This is a genomic window from Paenibacillus camerounensis (assembly GCF_000723885.1).
Lineage (GTDB): Bacteria > Bacillota > Bacilli > Paenibacillales > Paenibacillaceae > Paenibacillus_AQ > Paenibacillus_AQ camerounensis.
The window spans coordinates 18681-38424 of record NZ_CCDG010000055.1 but is presented as its reverse complement, the minus strand read 5'-3'; the positions used below and the strand labels follow the sequence as shown (position 1 = coordinate 38424).

Sequence of the window (19744 nt, the reverse complement as noted above, 5' to 3'; positions counted from 1 at the left end):
TTGTTCTGCAACGAAAAAAAGCAAACCGTCTCCTGCTGAGGACGATATGCTGTCTTTCTTGTGATATATTTAGCCTATGACGGAAGAAAGCGTTACTTGTTTGTCCAACTGCAACTTTTTTGAATAATTCAAGCCGGTTCTGCGGGGCAGCGGCAGCGGCTCTCAGATCAGGTCTTGTCTCAGCCGGCTCAGCCGTCTGCGTTCCAGCAGTACACGCGGCTCGGGATAGGGAATACGGCTCATGGCTTCAAGCTCGGCATGGGAAATGTCCTTCTTAACTACAACGAAATGATACATTATTTCATGAACAACATTTGCCTGAAGCGTTTTGAGGATATCAAGCTCCTCTGTTTCATACAGTGACTGGTCAAACGGATACTGGTAGAACAGCTCCATCCGCATAAGCCTGTAGTCAAACGGAGGCACAGGGACCGGATAATCGGGAACCGCCGGCGATACGGGGCTTGAGGACGGCTGAAAGAAGCTGCCTGTAAAATAACGGGGGGTATATTCGTCGAACTTCTGCTTGAAAAAAGGGTTGGAGCTGTGCGGATAGCTGTGGGCATAAGGAGCCAGAATGCAGACCACCGCCTTGTGACAGCTGATCCGGTATATTTCGGCCATGACATCCATCAGATTATCCACGTAAGGCAGCACCCGGCTGGCCATGATGAACTCGGCGGTGTTATCCGGGAGCGGTATTTCTTCATTAATATTACAGACAATATCCACTCCGGTGTATGCAGTCCGGTCGATTCCCAGATAACCTGATTCTTTGGCGGAACCGCAGCCGATATCGATTTTCAAGGAAACCACTCCTTCGGGGGGATAAAATAAGGCTCTTCACTATTGTATTAGTTCCGCCTGCTCCTGCTTCCGGTAGATGCCTATGGGCCGGGAAAGAAACAGTACTGCTGCCTGCATTCTATTTATATATAAGAGATTTCAATTACAAAGGAGTATCTGCCAATGACATTAACCTTGTTCAAAAATGGAAAGCTCGCATCAGCCGGACGACCCGGAGATGATGCTGTGCTTGTAGAGGACGGCTTCATTAAGGCTGTCGGAAAAGGGAGTGAGCTCTCCCTGCAGCTGACGGGAAGCGGGGCGGCTGTTATCGACTGGGACGGCGGTCATGTCCTGCCCGGACTTGTCGATGCCCATGTGCATCTGGGCATGCATGGTATGAAGCTGGACATGCTGGATTTCACCGGCATGACCTCCAAAGAGGAGATGCTGCAGGCGATCAGGGAACGGGCGGCACTTACGCCGCCGGGTGAATGGATTCTCGGCCTCAACTGGAACGAGAATGAGTTCAGGCCAGCCGCCGCACCGCACATCTCGGAGCTCGACGCAGTAACACAGCAGCATCCGGTATTCCTGACCCGGACCTGCTTCCATGCCTTCCTGGGCAACAGTGAGGCGTTCCGGCGGGCGGGTGTCACGGCTTCCACACCGGACTTTGCCTCCGGCGCTTACGGACGTGACAGCGAAGGGGGACTGAACGGCTGGATCTACGAGGATGCCGTCCAGCCGTTCAATGAGGTGCAGTCGGCGCCGGACTACACCGCCCTGAAACAGGCGGTGCGCCGCGGCATTGCGGACGCGCTCTCCCTCGGGCTGACCGCGGTCCATACCGAGGACCTGCGGCTCTTGGGCAGCGTGGAGACCATGCTGCGCATCCACCGTGAGCTGAGGGAGGAAGGGGTTCTGTTCCGCACCCATCAGCTGCTCTACTACGCTTATCTGCAAGAGGTGGAGCAGCTTGGGCTCGCAGCAGGCAGCGGCGATGAATGGCTGCGGCTTGGCGCAGTCAAGCTGTTCGCCGACGGGGCGATCGGCGGACGGACTGCCCTGCTGGAGCAGCCCTACAGTGATGAGCCTGGAACCGCAGGGATAGCGATTCATACCCAGGAGGGGCTGGACGGGATTGTCCGTGCTGCCCGCAGGCTCGGTTATCCGGTCGCGGTGCATGCCATCGGCGATGCTGCTGCCCGGATGACGCTGGCTGCGATGCAGCATAAGCCGCTCCGGCCGGATGCGGCGCTGCCTGACCGGTTCATCCATGCCCAGGTGCTGAACCGCAGCCTGGTAGAGCAGATGGCCTCTATGCGGCTGATTGCTGACATCCAGCCGCGGTTTGTAGCGAGTGACTTTCCGTGGGTGCTGGAGCGGGTCGGTCCGGCTAGAGCCGGATACCTATATGCATGGAAAAAGCTCCTGGCGGCAGGCATCCCCTGCGCCGGAGGCAGCGATGCCCCGATTGAGCCGCTGAGCCCGTTCCTGGGTATGCACGCTGCTGTTACCCGGTGCAGGCCGGGAGAACGTCACGGGGGCTATCTGCCGGAGGAGAAGCTCAGTCCGGCGGAAGCGCTGAGGCTGTTCACAGAGGGCAGTGCCCTTGCGGCTGGTGAGCAGCAGGAACGCGGACGCATCACACCCGGCTGCCGGGCGGATTTTACCGTTATAGACCGTGATATTATGGCGGATGCCGAGGAGATGCTGAACGTAAAGGTGCGTATGACAGTTGTTAACGGTATTGCGGCCTACAGCGCGGATTAAACGGCCGGCCGGAGAGAACCGTTACCCTGATGTGATGCAGAGCAAGTTTATGCAACCCTGACAACGGGTTAAACGTTATTAAGGGTAGACTCTTATTACACTCTGCACACACAAGGAGGCCGTCAACATGAGATCAATGAGATCACAACGTTCATTACCGGCTGCAGCTGCTGTTGCTGTATTAATGCTGGCCCTTACCGCTTGCGGGGGACAGAGCCCGGCAGAGGCGCCAGGCGGGCCCACGGCAACGGCCGCCCCGTCGCAGACAGAGAATGCTGCACCGGTGTCACCTTCACCCGCCCCTGTGCCTACAGAAGAAGCGGCGCAGGTCATTCGCGGGAGCGGGACCTATATCGGTCAGATTGATAATCATTCCGTGGAAATCGAAACGGAAGAAGGTCCGACTGCATTTGAGCTGGGAGCAGGTACCGAGAACGTTCCAGAAGGACTTGAGATGGATGATCATGTCATTATTGAATATGTGGAAAAAGTAGTGGAAGGTGATCCCTCGGTAGTCCAGCGGATTCTGTCCAGACTGGAAAAGGCGGAAGCCGGCGGGGGAGCGGATTCTGCTGAAGTCCTGCCGCCTACAAAAGCTTTCAAGCTGACACTTGAGGGCATGGAGGAGGAGAAGACGGCGAATTTGGCCGAGGGGGAAGGCTATTCATTGTATGTATTTGATATCTTCACCTTTGACAAGACAACCGGGAGGCTTGCTATGAAGGTAGATCCCGGCTATTATGCCGACATAACCCGGCTGCCCTCCGATTTCAACCTGGACGAGCTGGAAGCAGAAGGCCGGAAAGCCCTATCTGCTACCGGAGAGATTACCAAGCTGAGCCAGGAAGAGCGTGAACGGCGGATGTCAGGGATAAGGCTGTATCTCACGGCGATGGGCTCCGGAGTAACGAGCCAATATATTGTTAAAGAAATTGACGGCCAAGGCTACATCATCCGTATGAATATTCCGCAGCGGGAGGCCTCGGAAGGGTTCGGACCGCATGTCTATGCTTCACTGGATTCCATCGTCAGCCGCTGATCATAACAGAACAGGGCCGCTCCGGATTTAACCGGGCGGCCCTGTTTCTGTGTGAATCATAGAGCCGCAAGGATCAGGTTCCGGCATTTACCAGTACGGTAGCAATCATTAGCATGAACAGAATAAGAATGATTGCATTGATAATGGTACCGATGATGGCGAATACTTTTTTTCGCCTGCGGAGGGTAAGGCCGATAATCCCGACAACAGCACCGGCTATGTTAACCGCTACAAGAATGATGACGGCCAGACCCAGCATCATGATGGCTTGCGATGAATCATTGATTACATCATTGCTGCTGTTAAGGATGGAAGTCGCCTGCATGCCAGCGTAGACAAAGGCAATGGCATATCCGATTACGGTAACCAGGGCAATTACGAAAGAAGCGATCCCCGGGCCGGAATGCTTGTAATCGCGTTTGTTCTCCTCATGCCCGTATCCCGGGTTTACTTCCGGCTGCATGCCTGCCCCGGTCAGGGAAGACTCGGGCGGGCTGTCCGGGAGGTCGGTTCTGGGCGGGTAATGTTGATTCATATTCAGCACTCCTCATAATGGGGATGAAGACTTATACTTCCACTTTTTCATAAGACAGCTGTAAAAGCAAGATATAACGCAAAAATACTGTCAGTCCCCGTCCTCCCTTGCTGGAAAACGCAGGCTCCGATAAGTTAAGATAAGGAAAGCTTACTGAAGAGGGGTTGTGACATTAGTGCAGCGAAGATTTATAGCCTGGGGTGCATTGCTTACGATGCTGTCGGTAATGATTGGCGCATTTGGCGCCCATATGCTGAAGTCTGTTATCAGCAGTGAGCATCTGGCTGTGTATGAGACAGGCGTTCAATATCACATGGCTCATGCACTTGGCCTGCTGCTGATAGGCGTGCTTATCGGGCAATGGGGAGAGAGTGCCCGGCTGCGCTGGGCCGGCAGGCTGCTGATAACGGGAATAATATTGTTCTCCGGCAGCCTTTATGTGCTGAGCATTTCCGGAATCAGCTTCTTAGGGGCTATTACGCCACTGGGCGGAGTCAGCTTTATCGCCGGCTGGATTTGCCTCGCTTTGGAAGCCTTCTCCCGCAAGCAATAATGCCAAAACACCAACAGGCACCTGCCCGCATCGTACCGGCGGGAGGTGCCTGTTGGTGTACCTGTAAAGAATAATCTTACACAAACTCATCAATTTCGTAAATTTTAAAGGTATACACTTGCTTCTCATCGACATGATAGACGCTGATGGTCGATGACTCTTCATCAAAGTTCAGAATCCGGCAGGGCATGGAGACCTGGTTGCCGGGCCTGTTCGTGCGCAGACGGACCAGCTGATTGTTCTTAATGTATTGGCGGATTTTTGCAAAAGCATCAACGGGGCTGTCAGCTGCAGATTTAGCTGCGGCTGGCTTTTCTGTCGTCCCTGCCTTTTTGCTATCGGGCTTAGCCGGCATTTTGAACGGCGCTGGGGCCTGCACAGGCTCCTGATTCAGGGCTGCTTTGGCTGAGCGGAGCAGCGTGTCAATGCTTCTTCCCAGTTCAACACCTGAGTTGATTTTGAAATCCGTGACCTTATCGCTATTGTTATTCAATATTTCGAGTAAATATTGCAGGGCTAGCGGGTTGGTACGGGCATTAATCAGGATATCGACGTTAAACAGGTAATTACCGTCCGTATTTTGCAGTTTCTTATCCATAAATCCCCCAGCTTTTCATTAAATCATCTCATTTAATTGTTCATATAGTCATTTCACAATCCAAGTAAACTATACCACTAAACAGCAGATAATCATATACTTCTTTGTCCGGAACAAGGACCAGCGGCCCATGTAATTTATAGACTGTCTAGTCCATACGTCCACACCCCGGCATCCAGGGGAGCATACACTTACAACGTGACTGTGATAAAAAGGAGGAACTGCAAAGTGGTGACGTTGGAGCCTGTTCAGGTAGGCGGACATACGCTAATTGGTGTCGAGGTGAAGCTGCCCAAAACAACCCTGCTGACGGTCAGCACGGACCGGGGATATATTATGTGCGGAGCACTCGATGTAGGTCTGTTGAACGAGATGCTGGCTGACCGGAAGATCATTGCGGCAAGGGCGGTAGGTGTGCGTACGCTGGCTCAGCTGCTTGCCGCTCCGCTGGAGTCTGTTACCATAGAAGCCGGGAAGCTGGGCATCGTTCCGGGGATGACCGGTGAAGAAGCGCTGCTGCTTATGCTGTAGGCAGTGTATTTTCAACGTATTGAAAAGCTGGTAAGGGGCCGCTGAGGCCCCTTTATTTGTGCTCGAACAGGCGGCGGATAAGCCGGCAATAGATGGTCATCCTACATAAGAGGAAGCTGCATACCCTCGCCCGAAGGCTGCCGGGCAATGCCGGGGGAGACGTTGTTTCGTGCCCGGTTATGAAGGGTACAATGAATATAGACAACTGCTGCCGGAGGCTGGACATGCAGCCGGCAAATATTATGGATAAGGATGGGATCAATAATGGCTAAAGCAACAAACAAAGTCGACACAACTTCAGTGGAACAAGTACTTAACCGCCAGGTGGCGAACCTGAACATACTGTACGTTAAGCTTCATAATTATCACTGGTACGTTAAGGGGGAGCAATTCTTCTCCCTGCATGTGAAATTTGAAGAGCTGTATGATGATGTAACCCTTAAAATGGACGAGGTAGCTGAACGCCTGCTAAGCATCAAGGGCAAACCTGCTGCAACGCTGAAGGAATATCTGGAGATCGGGACGATCCAGGAAGCAACGGGCAAGGAAGATACCCGCGGAATGGTACAGACCCTGATAGAGGATTTTGCAACAGTAGCGGAAGAGCTGACTGAAGGCATCGAGCTGGCTGAGCAGGCCAGTGACCAGCCGACCGCGGACCTGTTCATCAAAATCCGCACCGATCTGGAAAAGAACCAGTGGATGCTTCGTTCTTTCCTGGGCGCGTAACACCGTAAGGACTATGACAGTAGGATATAGAGCCTCCCGCGTGGAGGCTCTATATTTTTTTGCAGGAACATTTTCAGGGGATTCTCAGCTAAATATTTCTCCGGCAGATGTGATCCAGGCTATTTGTAGACTGCGTCTGCAAGTTATATAATCCATAGTAAATCTCCTGTTATATAACTGGAGCCGGAAAGGGGAAGACTGCTCTTGAATATGAATTCTGTCGCGCTAAAGGAATGGGCTTCAGCTGTACATGCCCTGGCCGGAGGACAGCAGATAGTCCTGCTGCGCAAAGGAGGCATTGCGGAGGAGACCAGAAGGTTTGAGCTGAAGAGCCCTTCGTTTTTTCTTTACCCCACCTATGAGCATCAGCGTGAAGAGCTCCTGAAGGAATCCTACCGTCATCTGGTCACAGAGACACTGGCGGAGGAGACGGCTTCCGGTGGCGGGACGGTTCCGCTGGCAGTGTATGCCGAAGCTGCTGATGATATTGAGATTAGGGATTTGGAACAGCTTGAGCTGCTGAACCCTTATCATATCTGGAGCGGGCAGCTGGCTGCCGAACGTTTGCGCTGGAAGGCTAAGGAGCCGCTGCATGTTCTGCTGCTTCGCGTATATGTTAGTGATGCTGCCGTGTCTGTACCGGTACTGCCTGAATACTCGGGCTGCCGTTCCTGGATTGAATTGGCTGATATACCACCGGCGCAGCAATGGAAGCCGGTACTCAGCGATAGTGAGTTTGAGCAGAGAAGAAATGAAATTCTGTCTGCTCTTGGCAGGTAGTATGCCATAGAATAGGGCAAAAAAGTGCAGAAATACCGTGAAAAATGAAAAGCAATATTTGAAAAAAGACATCCTTTGTAATAAAATTATTGAGAATCATTGATAATCATTATGATTCTGTTTATAATTATTATAATGTGATATACAATCTAATTGTGCTGGCGATCAGGGAAATCCTGTGACAATACAACTTTCTGATTTCGCAAATTGAATAGTGGAGGGAATATTAATTATGGCAGCAGATTTTGTCATTGAAGGACTAAAAGCGAACATTGAAGGAAAAGAGATTCTGAAGGGGATCAATCTTCAGATGAAGGGCGGAGAAATTCACGCCATCATGGGACCGAACGGTACCGGTAAAAGTACACTTGCTTCGGCACTTATGGGTCACCCTAAATATGAGGTTACTGAAGGTACAGCTGTTCTTGACGGTGAAGATCTGCTGGAGATGGCAGTAGATGAGCGTGCCCGTGCAGGCCTGTTCCTGGCAATGCAATATCCGAGCGAAATTGCCGGCGTAACCAACTCCGACTTTTTGCGCAGCGCGATTAATTCCCGCCGTGAAGAAGGGAAAGAAATTTCCCTGATCCGCTTCATCCGCCAGATGGAAGCGAAGATGAAGGAACTGGAGATGAATCCGGAATTCCTGCACCGTTATTTGAATGAAGGCTTCTCCGGCGGTGAGAAGAAGCGTAATGAAATACTACAGATGATGATGCTGGACCCGAAGATCGTCATTCTTGATGAGATTGACTCCGGCCTTGATATTGATGCATTGAAGATTGTTGCTGAAGGTGTAAATGCCATGAGAAGCCCGGAGCGCGGTTTCCTCGTTATTACCCACTATCAGCGCCTGCTTAACTACATCAAGCCTGATTATGTTCATGTCATGATGCAGGGACGTATTGTGAAATCCGGCGGACCTGAGCTGGCTGAGCGTCTGGAAGCAGAAGGCTATGAATGGGTTAAGGAAGAGCTCGGCATTGAAGATGAAACTGTAGGACAAGAAGTTTAATTCATACACCAGGAAGGAGGAAACCACTTATGACGACGCAAACCATTCTTCCGGTGGATGCCGAGCGGCTCAGCGAATTATCACTGAGCGGCGGTGAGCCGGGCTGGCTGAAGGACAGCCGCCTGCAGGCGCTGGCACTGGCAGCCGAACTGGAGCTGCCGAAACTGGAGAAGACACGGATTGACCGCTGGAACGTGAACAACTATGGAAGCTACAAAGCGGCTAAGCTGCTTACTGCCCTCAATGAAGCACCTTCAGCTATTGCTGCGCTGATTAAGGACCAGGAAGATGGAAGCCTGATCATTCAGCATAATTCAGGTGTGGTCTATACACGTCTGGCGCCTGAGCTGGCTGCACAGGGCGTAATCTTCACTGATCTGCAGACAGCTGCCAAAGAGCATGGAGATCTTGTGCAGCGTTATCTGCATAAAGCTGTTCTCCCGGGCGAGCATTCAATTGCTGCGCTGCATGCGGCACTGTGGAACGGCGGGGTATTCCTCTATGTTCCTAAGAATGTAGTTATTGATACTCCGCTGCAGGCAGTTCTGCTCACCGATGATGCTGAGGCGTCTTTTGTTCCGCATATCCTGGTCGTTGCTGACACCAACAGCTCTGTTACTTATGTAGACAACTATGTATCCGACAAGGCTGAAGCAGGTCTGCACAACGGGGCAGTTGAAGTGTTCGTCGGCGCTGGGGCAAAGGTACGTTATGCGACAGTCCATCAGCTTGGGGAGGACACCACAGATGTTACTTACCGCCGGGCTGTTGTTGAGAATGACGGCACGATCGAGTGGATTGTCGGAGAGATGAACTATGGCGATACGGCTAGCGATACCAAGTCCGTGCTTAAGGGCAACGGTTCAAGCTCTGACGCCAAAGTGATTGCAGTAGGCTCGGGTTCCCAGAAATTGAACTACACTACCCAAGCACAGCATTTCGGCAAAAACACACCAAGTGACATGATTACCCGCGCGGTAATGCGTGAGTCAGCCAATTCGATCATTAACGGGATTACCAAGATCGAGAAGGGTGCGACAAGAGCTGACGGCCAGCAGACTGAAAAAGTACTGATGCTGAGCCCGAAAGCGCGCGGAGATGCCAATCCGATTCTGCTCATAGACGAAGATGATGTAACAGCAGGCCATGCCGCTTCCGTAGGACAGGTCAATCCCGAGCAGGTGTATTACCTGATGTCCCGCGGAATTACACGGCATGACGCAGAGAAACTTATCATATACGGCTTCCTGGCACCTGTCGTGTCGCAAATTCCACTTGAGGGACTGCGTAATCAGCTCCAGACTCTTGTGGAAAGGAAGTTGGGCCAATGATTAACAGCAGTATCCGGGACCAGTTTCCCATCCTGAACCAGAAAATTAACGGTCATCCGCTCGTTTATCTGGACAGTGCGGCGACTTCACAGAAGCCGCGTCAGGTTATCGAGGCGGTCAAAGCCTATTATGAATGGGATAATTCGAATGTGCACCGCGGTGTTCATACCTTAGGCAGCCGGGCAACGGATGCTTATGAAGGCGCACGTGAGAAGGTAGCGAAATTCATTAACGCCCGCAGCGTCAAGGAGATTATATTCACCCGCGGAACTACTACGGCGCTGAATATTGTTGCATCCTCCTATGGACCTGCTGCAGTCGGTGAAGGTGATGAGATCGTCATTACCCAGATGGAGCATCACAGCAATTTCATTCCGTGGCAGCAGCTGGCTAAGCGGACAGGGGCTACCCTGAAGTTTATCCCGCTGCAGCAGGACGGAACGGTTACGCTGGAGGATGCGGAGGCTACCATTACGGATAAGACAAAAATTGTAGCCATCGCTTATGTCTCCAACGTAATGGGTGTTACGAATCCCGTTAAAGAGCTTGCCGCTATTGCACACCGCAACGGCGCAGTCATTGTCGTGGACGGTGCGCAGAGTACTCCGCATATGAAGGTCGATGTCCGGGACCTGGACTGCGACTTCTACGCTTTTTCCGGCCATAAGATGCTGGCTCCGACCGGTATAGGTGCTCTGTACGGCAAAAAAGCCTTGCTTGAAGCAATGGAGCCGGTTGAATTCGGCGGAGAGATGATTGATGATGTCGGCCTGTTCGAATCGACCTGGAAGGAGCTTCCGTGGAAGTTCGAAGGCGGTACACCGATTATTGCCGGTGCTGTCGGTCTTGGAGCAGCCATTGATTTCCTGCAGGAGGTAGGGCTGGACAATATCCACCGTCATGAAATGCAGCTTGCCGCCTATGCGGAGCAGAAGCTGTCTGAGATTAGCGATCTGTCCATCTACGGGCCGCGCAATCGTCAGGTGGGTGTAGTAACCTTTAATCTCGGTGACGTCCATCCGCATGATGTTGCCACCGTACTTGATGCCGAAGGCATTGCCGTACGGGCCGGACATCATTGCTGCCAGCCGCTGATGCGCTGGCTGCAGGTCAGCTCAACAGCCCGGGCCAGCTTCTATCTCTACAATACTGAAGAGGATGTAGATGCGCTGGTTAAAGGCCTAATCAAGGCAAAGGAGTACTTCTCTTATGAACTTGGATGACCTGTATAGACGCGTTATTATGGATCATTATAAAAATCCCCGGAACCGCGGTTCATTTGAAGACGATGCCCTAAAGATCGAACTGAACAACCCGACCTGCGGCGACCGTATTACGCTGCAGCTTAAGGTAGAGGACGGCATCGTTAAGGATGCGCGCTACAGCGGCGAAGGCTGCTCGATCAGCATGTCCTCCGCTTCCATGATGACGGAAGCGGTCAAAGGCCAGAGCCTTGAACGTGCGCTTGAGCTTGCTGACAGCTTTTCCTCACTGATGAAGGGTGAAGACGCAGATTTCGGAGACTACGAAGATATAGAAGCCCTGTCCGGTGTTAATAAATTCCCGGCGCGGATCAAATGTGCTACCCTGGCCTGGAACGCGCTGCGCAAAGGCATTGAAACAGAAGAAGAGCACCAACAACATTAGAACAAGGAGGCTGACACCATGGCTAAGAAAGCGCCTGATATGGAAGAGTACCAGTACGGGTTCCGTGATGAGCATAAGTCGATATTTCAGTCTGGTAAAGGACTCACGGAAGAAATCGTCCGCGAAATCTCCGCAATCAAAAACGAGCCGGAGTGGATGCTTAACTTCCGCCTGAAGTCTCTGGAGCAGTTCCGCAAAATGCCGATGCCTAAGTGGGGCGGCAATCTGGATGATCTGGATTTCGAAGATATTCAATATTATGTAAGACCTTCCGAGAAGCAAGGGAAGACATGGGAAGAGGTTCCTTCTGAAATCAAGGAAACCTTTGACAAGCTCGGTATTCCGGAAGCGGAACAGAAGTTCCTCGCCGGTGTATCGGCACAGTATGAATCCGAGGTAGTCTACCACAGCATGCAGAAGGATCTTTCGGATCAGGGCGTTATCTTCACGGATACAGATACTGCACTTCGCGAGCACCCTGAGCTGTTCAAGAAATTCTTCGGCACAATCATTCCTCCGGCCGACAACAAATTTGCCGCACTTAACAGTGCAGTATGGTCGGGCGGAAGCTTCATCTATGTTCCAAAAGGCGTGAAGTGCGAAGTGCCTCTGCAGGCTTACTTCCGCATCAACTCCGAGAACATGGGACAGTTCGAGCGTACCCTGATTCTTGCAGATGAGGACAGCTTCGTGCATTATGTGGAAGGCTGTACAGCGCCGATCTACAGCACGAATTCCCTGCACAGCGCAGTCGTTGAGATCCTGTGTATGAAGAACGCCCGCGTTCGTTACACTACGATCCAGAACTGGGCACCGAACATCTATAACCTCGTTACCAAACGTGCGGTAGCCGAAGAAAATGCCACCATGGAATGGGTTGACGGCAACATCGGCTCCAAGCTGACCATGAAGTACCCTGCAGTTGTCCTGAAGGGACGGGGAGCCAAGGGTTCGGTATTGTCCATCGCGGTTGCCGGCAAGGATCAGCACCAGGATGCAGGCGCCAAGATGATTCACCTGGCACCTGATACAACATCGACCATCGTCTCCAAATCCATCAGTAAGCACGGCGGCAAGGTAACTTACCGCGGTCTCGCTTCCTTTGGCCGTCAGGCAGAAGGCGCGAAGGCTAACATTAAGTGCGATACGCTGATTCTGGATAACCAGTCCACTTCAGATACAATTCCGTACAACGAGATCATGAATGATAATGTCATTCTTGAGCATGAAGCCACGGTATCCAAGGTATCTGAAGAGCAGCTGTTCTATCTGATGAGCCGCGGCCTGACTGAGGCTGATGCTACACAGATGATCATCATGGGCTTCATCGAGCCGTTCACCAAAGAGCTGCCAATGGAATATGCGGTGGAAATGAACAGACTGATCAAGTTCGAAATGGAAGGAAGCATCGGTTAATTCTTCTTTATAGAAGAACCGGACCTATGTAACCTTACCATCGTTTACGATAACGTATAGAGTAGTGCCCGCTGTCATCCTGACACTGAAGTGTCCGAGATCAGCGGGCACTTTTTTTTGATTTCGGCTACTAACCTGTCAGAAGGTAACCGTTAAGTGACGTGATGCAGTTCATATAGCCTGTATAAAGCGGAAGTATTGCCGAGGAAATAACAGCCTGCTGTTAACAACGGCTGCTTAGGCGGAGGAGTGAGAAGGAAGTATATTTGGTGAAGTAGCTATTACTTTTGATCATTTGACTGCAGATAAATACATATAATAACTTTTATGGATAAAAAGTCAGTGTGGTGTGCTGTTTTCAGCGCAAATTCCGGTAAAATGTACGTTGAATAATGCTAAAGCTGAATTGAGCAGTATTTGCAAGGAAACGGGAGCAATTAAAGATACGGCTGCTGTTTTGGACCAGGTTAAGCCTGATTTAACCGGAAAAAACATGGAATATGGGCGTTTCTCCCCTTTGCCGCATTAAAACATGGGTGATAAACTGCATAAAGCCGCTAATGTGAAAGCGCTAATAAATATGGCTTACGATGTGAGGTTAAGCTTTAAGGAGGAGAGAAATGGATGTTCTCAGGCAACTGCGGGGCTTTTACCGGGAGAAGCTGCATTATTTGATTCTGTCGATTATAGCTTTGGCCGCCGCAACTGCAGTGGGGCTTATAACCCCGAATTTGCTTAGAAGACTGATTGATGATGTTATTGTTCCCCTGAAATTTACAGAGGTGCCGGTATTGGCCCTCAGTGTTGCTGCAGTCGTCATTGTAAAAGCCTGCCTGCAATTTGCCCATGGTTTTTTTGGCGGACGGCTGGGTAACTTTCTGGCCTACCGTCTGCGTAACGCCTGTTATGAGAAGCTGCAATTCCTGTCTTTCCGTTATTATGACACTGCCAAGACAGGCGATCTGATGTCCCGTTTAACCGGGGACCTGGAAGCGATCCGTAACTTCATCGGCTTCGGCTTCGCACAATTACTGAATGTATTTTTTATGGTGCTGTTCGGCTCCGTTATGATGTTCACTATTAATTGGCAGCTGACGCTTGTTACCCTGGTTACGATGCCGTTTCTGGCGGCCGTAGCCTTCAAATTTGAATCGAAAATTCATCCCGCCTTTCAGGAGATGCGGCTTGCCTTAAGCTCTCTGACTACGGCTGTACAGGAGAATGTTACCGGTGTGCGGACGGTTAAATCCTTCGCCAGGGAGGATTATGAGGTTCAGAAATTCTCGCACCGTAATGAACGCTATAAAGATAACCAAATTTTTGCGGCTGAGCTGTGGAGCAAGTTTTTCCCGGTGATGGAGCTGCTGGCCTCGGTCAGTATTGCCATTCTGCTTGGTGTAGGCGGAACGCTGGTCATTAAAGGGAATATGTCACTGGGTGAGCTGGTAGCCTTTTTCAGCCTGATCTGGTACATTATCGGTCCGGTATGGGGACTTGGCTTCCATATCAACAACTATACGCAGTCCAAAGCCTCCGGAGAACGGGTGCTCGAAGTGCTCAACCAGCGGATTGATGTACAGGATAAGGCAGATGCTCTTCCGCTGGATTCCACTAAGGTTAAAGGTGAGGTTATCTTCAACCATGTAACCTTTGCCTACGGAAACAAGATGCCTGCTGTTAAGGATATTCACTTTGAGGCAAAACCAGGCGCAGTAATCGGCTTCCTGGGCGGAACCGGCTCCGGTAAATCAACGATTACCCAGCTGATGATGCGTGCCTATGATGTGAATGAAGGCCGTATTACGCTGGATGGTACTGACATCCGGGAGTACAATGTGCGCAGTCTGCGTTCGCAGATTTCTACTGTTTTTCAGGAGACGTTTCTGTTCTCCTCCTCCATCCGCAATAATATTTCATACGGACTCAAAAATGTTAGCATGGACGAGATCATCCGGGCGGCTCAGCTCGCCAAAGCCCATGATTTCATTATGGAGATGCCGGAGGGCTATGATACGGTGGTTGGAGAACGGGGGATGGGACTTTCCGGCGGACAGAAGCAGCGTATTGCCATTGCCAGGGCATTGCTGAAGAACCCGCGGATTCTGATTCTTGATGATGCAACGAGTGCGGTTGATATGGAGACGGAGCACGAGATTCAGGCCGGCTTCCAGGAGGTTATGCGCGGACGCACCACGCTGATTATCGCCCACCGGATTTCCTCGCTGCGCCACGCCGACCAGATCATCGTTATGGATCAGGGACGGATGGCGCAAACGGGCACGCACGCCGAGCTGATTGAGGTTCCCGGACCGTATCAGGATGTGTATAGAATTCAATATGCCGATTATCTGGCCAGAACGCAGGGTAGAGGGGAGGGGACGGAGCATGGAGCTTGAAAAGAAACAAACGGCAGGCGGATCGGCAGGTAAGGCCGGTAAGCAGGGTAAGGCTGCGGGACAGCTCCTTGAGGAGCGTTTTGTGTACAAGGATGATGACCAGATTGACAAAGCCTTTGACTGGAGGCAGTTCACCCGCCTGTTCGGGTATATGAAGCCGTATGCGAAGCAAATGCTCCCGCTGGTCTCTATCCTGATGATTCTGGGTACAATAACCAAGCTGACCGTTCCTTTTCTGACCAGTATGGCTATTGATAAGGCAATTGCGCCCAAGGAAGGCAGTCCGAGCTTAACCCTGCTCTACATATTGACAGCAAGCGTAATCGTGTTATATCTGATCCAGTGGATTGCCGGGGTATACCGGATTAAGTACACGAATGTGATCGGCCAGCGGGTCATCTATGATCTGCGTTCAGATTTATTCCGGCATATCCAGAAGCTGTCCTTTAATTTCTTTGATAAACGGCCTGCGGGTTCGGTGCTGGTACGGGTAACGAATGATATTAACTCCCTGCAGGATCTGTTCACAAACGGAGTTGTCAATCTGATGATTGACTGTGTTCAGCTGGTCGGCATTATGGTCATTCTGTTGCTGATTAACTGGAAGCTGGGCCTCGCTGTAATGATTACTGTGCCGATTATGTTCTTTGTATCCACTAAGCTGCGCCAGAAAATCCGGATCGCCTGGCAGGATGTGCGGATGAAGAACTCACGGATTAATTCCCATCTGAACGAGTCGATTCAGGGAATCAGGGTGACTCAGGCCTACACGCAGGAACAGGAGAACATGCAGTATTTTGACGCGATGAATATGGACAGCCGCAAATCCTGGAACAGGGCTTCGGCGATGAACCAGGGCTTTGGCCCGATTATCGAGGTTACCGGCGGGATCGGCACGATGATTCTGTTCTGGTACGGCGCATATCTGATCCAGTCAGGCGAGCTTACAGTGGGTTACCTGGTCGCGTTCAGTACGTACGTCAGCAATTTCTGGGACCCGATTAACCGGCTGGGCCAGATGTACAACCAGCTGCTGGTGGCGATGGCATCCTCGGAGCGGATTTTTGAATACCTGGATGAGCAGCCTGCGGTTCAGGATAAGCCGGATGCCAAGCCGCTGCCGAAGATTCAGGGGAATATCAGCTTCAAGAACGTCGTATTTGAGTATGAAAAGGGACGGGCGGCGCTTAAGGGGATTTCGCTCGACGTCAAAGCCGGCCAGTCTATAGCGCTTGTCGGGCATACCGGCTCAGGGAAGAGTACCATTATTAACCTGATCGGGCGTTTCTATGATATTAAAAGCGGCGGGCTGACAATAGACGGCCAGGATGTGCGTGAAGTTCAGCTGCAGACCCTGCGCGAGCAGATCGGGATCGTGCTGCAGGATACGTTCATTTTCTCGGGGACGATCCGGGACAATATCCGTTTCGGACGTCTGGATGCAACCGACCTGGAGATCGAAGAGGTAGCCAAAGCGGTGGATGCGCATGAATTCATCATGAAGCTGCCCCGCGGCTATGACACTGAGGTAGAGGAGCGGGGCAGCGCCTTGTCGATGGGACAACGCCAGCTGCTATCCTTTGCCCGGGCGCTCCTGGCTGACCCGCGGATTCTGATTCTGGATGAAGCTACTGCAAGTATTGATACCGAGACAGAGATCAAAATTCAGGATGCGCTGAAAATCCTGCTCAAAGGCCGGACCTCCTTTATCGTGGCCCACAGACTTTCAACGATCCGACATGCCGACAAAATTGTCGTGCTGGATCACGGTGAGATCAAGGAAGAAGGAACCCATGCCGAGCTTACGGCACGGGACGGCATTTATAACGGATTGATTGAAGCGCAATTCCGCTTCCTCTAATGGTAAAGTCAACAGCCCGTCTCCAGATTAATGGAGACGGGCTGTTTGCCCGGGAAAGGGTTATCCGGTGCTGTGACCGCCATGATGCCAGGGAGCTGCTAAGAAGTTTATCTGCATATTAGCTGGAAAAACGTACGTTAATTCAGTCTATTTCTCTGTTAACTAACGATTAAGCGGAAAGAATCCGTTTACATTACGTGAAATGCTGGCTTTTATCCGAAGAGAGATGAATCAGGCGGACTTTATCCCGCTAATTACAAATGTTAGATCAGCAAATGTGATGTAATCGGATACATTCCAACTAGACCTCCGGTTCAAACGGCGAGCACCTGTTATAATGGCTTACCTTCATATATGTTGTGAAGATAAGAAGAGGTAACCGCGGCTTGGGCAAATTTCCAGTTGTGTGCAGCAGCCGTGCAGCAGCCATTACCGGCGCCTAGATGCTTTACCGCTGATACGCACCTCCTGAAGCTGAGCAGCAATGTCCTGCTGCCATAACGTATCTGCGGTTAACGCCGCAAGCTGTTCCTCCATATTCAGCCGGCTGATCTCCCAGCAGTAGACAGCGTTGGCGTGCAGGCAGTGCTGTTGTTCGGTAAGCTCCGCTTGTGTTAGCGGACGCTTGCAGCCTATGGTATACAGCTCAGCCAGCCGCTGATGAATCAGTAGCATTACTCCACCTCCGGTTTTTTACAGCTGTCTTTACAGCCTCGCCAGAGAATCCGGAGTCCAAACATACTTGCAGTTGCCCTCCAATTGTCATCTGATTTCCATCCAAATTGCTAGCCAAATCCCCTCCAATTACTATCCAATGCCCAATAGAAAGTGACTATTCCGTTTCACTCAAAAAAATAGCCCTCTTGTACCGCTAGCGGTCAGGGGGCTTAGTTCTTATTCCATATAAATTTCAATAATGGAAATTTGGCGTTCACGGGACAGATCAAGGAACATGCCGTCGCACTGCACCAGCGGACGGAAGACATCCAGCGGATTATTCATGATGATAACTCCGATATCCCCGGTGCTGAGCAGCACTTTTTTATTGATGAAGTTGGGCATCAGATGCTGGACAAAAGCCTGGACATGTCTGCCGTTCAGCTTGCCGAAGCTAAGCGAATTAAGCTCCCGCAGCACGGAGATAAGCTCCTGCTTCGACTGGTAGATCCGGTGGGTAGTCATTGCGCTGTAGGTATCAGCGACGGCTGCAATCCGGGCATAGGGATGGATCTCGGCTTTAGTCAGTCCATTCGGGTAACCGCTGCCGTCTTCCCGCTCATGATGCTGCAGGGCAACCAGGGCTGTGAAGGGATCATCCATGGAATTGCGGATAATTTCATTGCCGTAAAGCGTATGTAATTTCACTTCTTCGTATTCAGACGGTGTAAGCTTGCCCGGCTTCTTAAGTATAGCAGGGGAGACCCGGCAATTCCCGATGTCGATCAGATAACCCGCCCGGCCGATCTCATAACATTCCTGCTTGGAATATCCCAGCCAGGAAGCTATATAATAAGAAAGCATGCCAACCTGGAGGGAATGGTTATAGGTGTAATTATCTTCCCGGTCCAGCAGCAATAGGAGAGTTACCACGTCTTTGTGCTTGTCCAACGCTTGCAGCGTAGGCTGCAGGATGTCATCTACGACAGACTGATTAAAGCTTCCTTTAGTCAACGCTTCCATATACACGGATTCGAAGCCATCAATGCTGCTGTCGAAGCTGGCGGTTACTGCCTGGATAACGGAAGATCTGCTGGTCGGTACAACAGCCTCCTGCCGAGTCTCTTCAATATCTACATAATCCACCCCATGCTGTATCAGCTTGGATATCTCATCCAACTGAAGAAGAGAGCCTTTGGGCAATACGTGCAGCCCTTTCGAACTAAAGGTATCCGACCGCAGAAAATCACCGGCTTTAAGATCCATAACGTGTACTCTCAATGCTAGGCCACCTTACTCATCGCAATTTTCCTCAGCATAGCAATAAAGCCGGAATTATTCAATGATTTTGCAGCAGGAGCTAAAGCGGCTTATATTGTTCAGCCTTGAGGTCAGAGCCGAGCCACGCTTCACCGGAGTCATTGATGTCTTTTTTCCATACAGGTACTGAGGCTTTCAGCTTCTCAATGGCAAACCGGCTTGCTTCATAACAGATATCACGGTGTGCGGCGGACACCGCGATAATGACACTTGCCTCTTTCAGTCCGACCAGGCCTGTACGGTGTGCAATTGCGCAATTCGCTTTCCAGCGGCTCTTAACTTCTCTGCCGATTTCCTGCAGCTTGCCAAGCGCCATCGGTGTATAAGCTTCATAATGAAGCGCTGTTGTCCGCTGATCTCCGGTCATTTCTCTTGTGGTGCCGACAAACACCAGAGAAGCGCCGTGATTCTGATCCAGCACCTTATCCAGGAGAGCTTCTGCATTCAGGGGCTGACCGGTTATGCTGAACAGGCCGTCAGCTGTCTCACCGTCCGTCTGATCTGGTTCTCCGCCCGATACAGGCGGAATCAGGGCAACTTCGGCATCTGCAGAAATAAGGGAGTCATCAGGTGCATATTCATGATCAACAGCTACAAGTGAAGTATGGATCTGCTGTGCGGCCTCAGGGTAGGAGGCGGCAAGCTGTGCCTTCAGGCTGCCTGCGGTCAGCGGAGCTTCCGGGACCTGAAAGGTAATTGTGGATGCGCTGAACAGCTCGGCCAGGCCGGCGAACAGGCGTATGGTTATCTGCACTATTCATTTCACCTCATGTC

Annotated in this window: 19 protein-coding genes; 13 read left to right on the top strand and 6 right to left on the bottom strand. The window is 51.3% G+C overall.

The genetic code is table 11. The features are described 5' to 3' along the window. Positions 1-162 precede the first annotated feature (162 nt). On the bottom strand, positions 163-807 hold the full coding sequence (locus BN3772_RS20340) for a methyltransferase domain-containing protein (protein WP_042201798.1): 645 nt from the start codon (positions 805-807) through the stop codon (positions 163-165). A 162-nt stretch (positions 808-969) separates the two neighbouring features. Here BN3772_RS20340 and BN3772_RS20335 point away from each other — a divergent pair, with 162 nt between their 5' ends. Both BN3772_RS20335 and BN3772_RS20330 read left to right on the top strand, forming a co-directional pair. After that, positions 970-2562 carry an amidohydrolase gene (locus tag BN3772_RS20335; protein ID WP_042201797.1) on the top strand — a complete coding sequence of 531 codons (1593 nt, stop codon included), beginning with the start codon at positions 970-972 and terminating at the stop codon, positions 2560-2562. Positions 2563-2689: 127 nt separating this feature from the next. Then, complete coding sequence (locus BN3772_RS20330) at positions 2690-3601, top strand: hypothetical protein (RefSeq protein WP_052380614.1); 912 nt, start codon at positions 2690-2692, stop codon at positions 3599-3601. Positions 3602-3674: 73 nt separating this feature from the next. Here BN3772_RS20330 and BN3772_RS20325 read toward each other — a convergent pair whose 3' ends face one another. Beyond that, positions 3675-4136 carry a hypothetical protein gene (locus BN3772_RS20325; protein WP_052380613.1) on the bottom strand — a complete coding sequence of 154 codons (462 nt, stop codon included), beginning with the start codon at positions 4134-4136 and terminating at the stop codon, positions 3675-3677. A 175-nt stretch (positions 4137-4311) separates the two neighbouring features. Here BN3772_RS20325 and BN3772_RS20320 point away from each other — a divergent pair, with 175 nt between their 5' ends. Beyond that, positions 4312-4689 carry a DUF423 domain-containing protein gene (locus BN3772_RS20320; RefSeq protein WP_042201795.1) on the top strand — a complete coding sequence of 126 codons (378 nt, stop codon included), beginning with the start codon at positions 4312-4314 and terminating at the stop codon, positions 4687-4689. A 76-nt stretch (positions 4690-4765) separates the two neighbouring features. Here BN3772_RS20320 and BN3772_RS20315 read toward each other — a convergent pair whose 3' ends face one another. Further along, entirely contained in the window at positions 4766-5287 is a 522-nt protein-coding gene (locus tag BN3772_RS20315; protein ID WP_042201794.1) for a hypothetical protein, read from the bottom strand. Positions 5288-5515: 228 nt separating this feature from the next. Here BN3772_RS20315 and BN3772_RS20310 point away from each other — a divergent pair, with 228 nt between their 5' ends. From BN3772_RS20310 to BN3772_RS20260, 10 genes are all read left to right on the top strand, one after another. Continuing rightward, positions 5516-5818 carry a YunC family protein gene (locus BN3772_RS20310; RefSeq protein WP_042201792.1) on the top strand — a complete coding sequence of 101 codons (303 nt, stop codon included), beginning with the start codon at positions 5516-5518 and terminating at the stop codon, positions 5816-5818. Between the two features lie 264 nt (positions 5819-6082). Next, on the top strand, positions 6083-6547 hold the full coding sequence (locus BN3772_RS20300) for a Dps family protein (protein ID WP_042174867.1): 465 nt from the start codon (positions 6083-6085) through the stop codon (positions 6545-6547). Positions 6548-6757: 210 nt separating this feature from the next. Next, complete coding sequence (locus BN3772_RS20295) at positions 6758-7327, top strand: DUF1802 family protein (RefSeq protein ID WP_042201879.1); 570 nt, start codon at positions 6758-6760, stop codon at positions 7325-7327. Between the two features lie 232 nt (positions 7328-7559). Further along, positions 7560-8342 carry a Fe-S cluster assembly ATPase SufC gene (gene sufC / locus BN3772_RS20290; protein ID WP_042201790.1) on the top strand — a complete coding sequence of 261 codons (783 nt, stop codon included), beginning with the start codon at positions 7560-7562 and terminating at the stop codon, positions 8340-8342. Between the two features lie 29 nt (positions 8343-8371). Beyond that, on the top strand, positions 8372-9673 hold the full coding sequence (sufD, locus tag BN3772_RS20285; RefSeq protein ID WP_042201787.1) for a Fe-S cluster assembly protein SufD: 1302 nt from the start codon (positions 8372-8374) through the stop codon (positions 9671-9673). Then, complete coding sequence (locus BN3772_RS20280) at positions 9670-10896, top strand: cysteine desulfurase (RefSeq protein WP_042201786.1); 1227 nt, start codon at positions 9670-9672, stop codon at positions 10894-10896. The genes sufD and BN3772_RS20280 overlap by 4 nt, the downstream gene beginning before the upstream one ends. Next, complete coding sequence (gene sufU / locus BN3772_RS20275) at positions 10883-11320, top strand: Fe-S cluster assembly sulfur transfer protein SufU (RefSeq protein WP_042201784.1); 438 nt, start codon at positions 10883-10885, stop codon at positions 11318-11320. Before BN3772_RS20280 ends, sufU begins: the two co-directional genes overlap by 14 nt. Positions 11321-11338: 18 nt before the next feature. Then, positions 11339-12736: a Fe-S cluster assembly protein SufB gene (gene sufB / locus BN3772_RS20270; protein WP_042174878.1), complete on the top strand. Its 1398-nt coding sequence runs from the start codon at positions 11339-11341 to the stop codon at positions 12734-12736. A 620-nt stretch (positions 12737-13356) separates the two neighbouring features. Further along, a complete protein-coding gene (locus tag BN3772_RS20265) occupies positions 13357-15132 on the top strand; it encodes an ABC transporter ATP-binding protein (RefSeq protein ID WP_042201783.1) in 1776 nt (591 codons plus the stop codon). Then, on the top strand, positions 15122-16993 hold the full coding sequence (locus BN3772_RS20260; protein ID WP_086074682.1) for an ABC transporter ATP-binding protein: 1872 nt from the start codon (positions 15122-15124) through the stop codon (positions 16991-16993). The genes BN3772_RS20265 and BN3772_RS20260 overlap by 11 nt, the downstream gene beginning before the upstream one ends. Positions 16994-17422: 429 nt before the next feature. Here the strand turns inward: BN3772_RS20260 and BN3772_RS20255 are convergent, their stop codons facing one another. From BN3772_RS20255 to BN3772_RS20245, 3 genes are all read right to left on the bottom strand, one after another. Continuing rightward, positions 17423-17668: a DUF7667 family protein gene (locus BN3772_RS20255; protein WP_042201782.1), complete on the bottom strand. Its 246-nt coding sequence runs from the start codon at positions 17666-17668 to the stop codon at positions 17423-17425. 219 nt (positions 17669-17887) lie between these two features. Continuing rightward, a complete protein-coding gene (locus BN3772_RS20250; protein ID WP_042201781.1) occupies positions 17888-18931 on the bottom strand; it encodes an HD-GYP domain-containing protein in 1044 nt (347 codons plus the stop codon). 79 nt (positions 18932-19010) lie between these two features. Continuing rightward, entirely contained in the window at positions 19011-19724 is a 714-nt protein-coding gene (locus BN3772_RS20245) for a molybdenum cofactor biosynthesis protein (RefSeq protein WP_042201780.1), read from the bottom strand. Between the last annotated feature and the right edge of the window lie 20 nt (positions 19725-19744).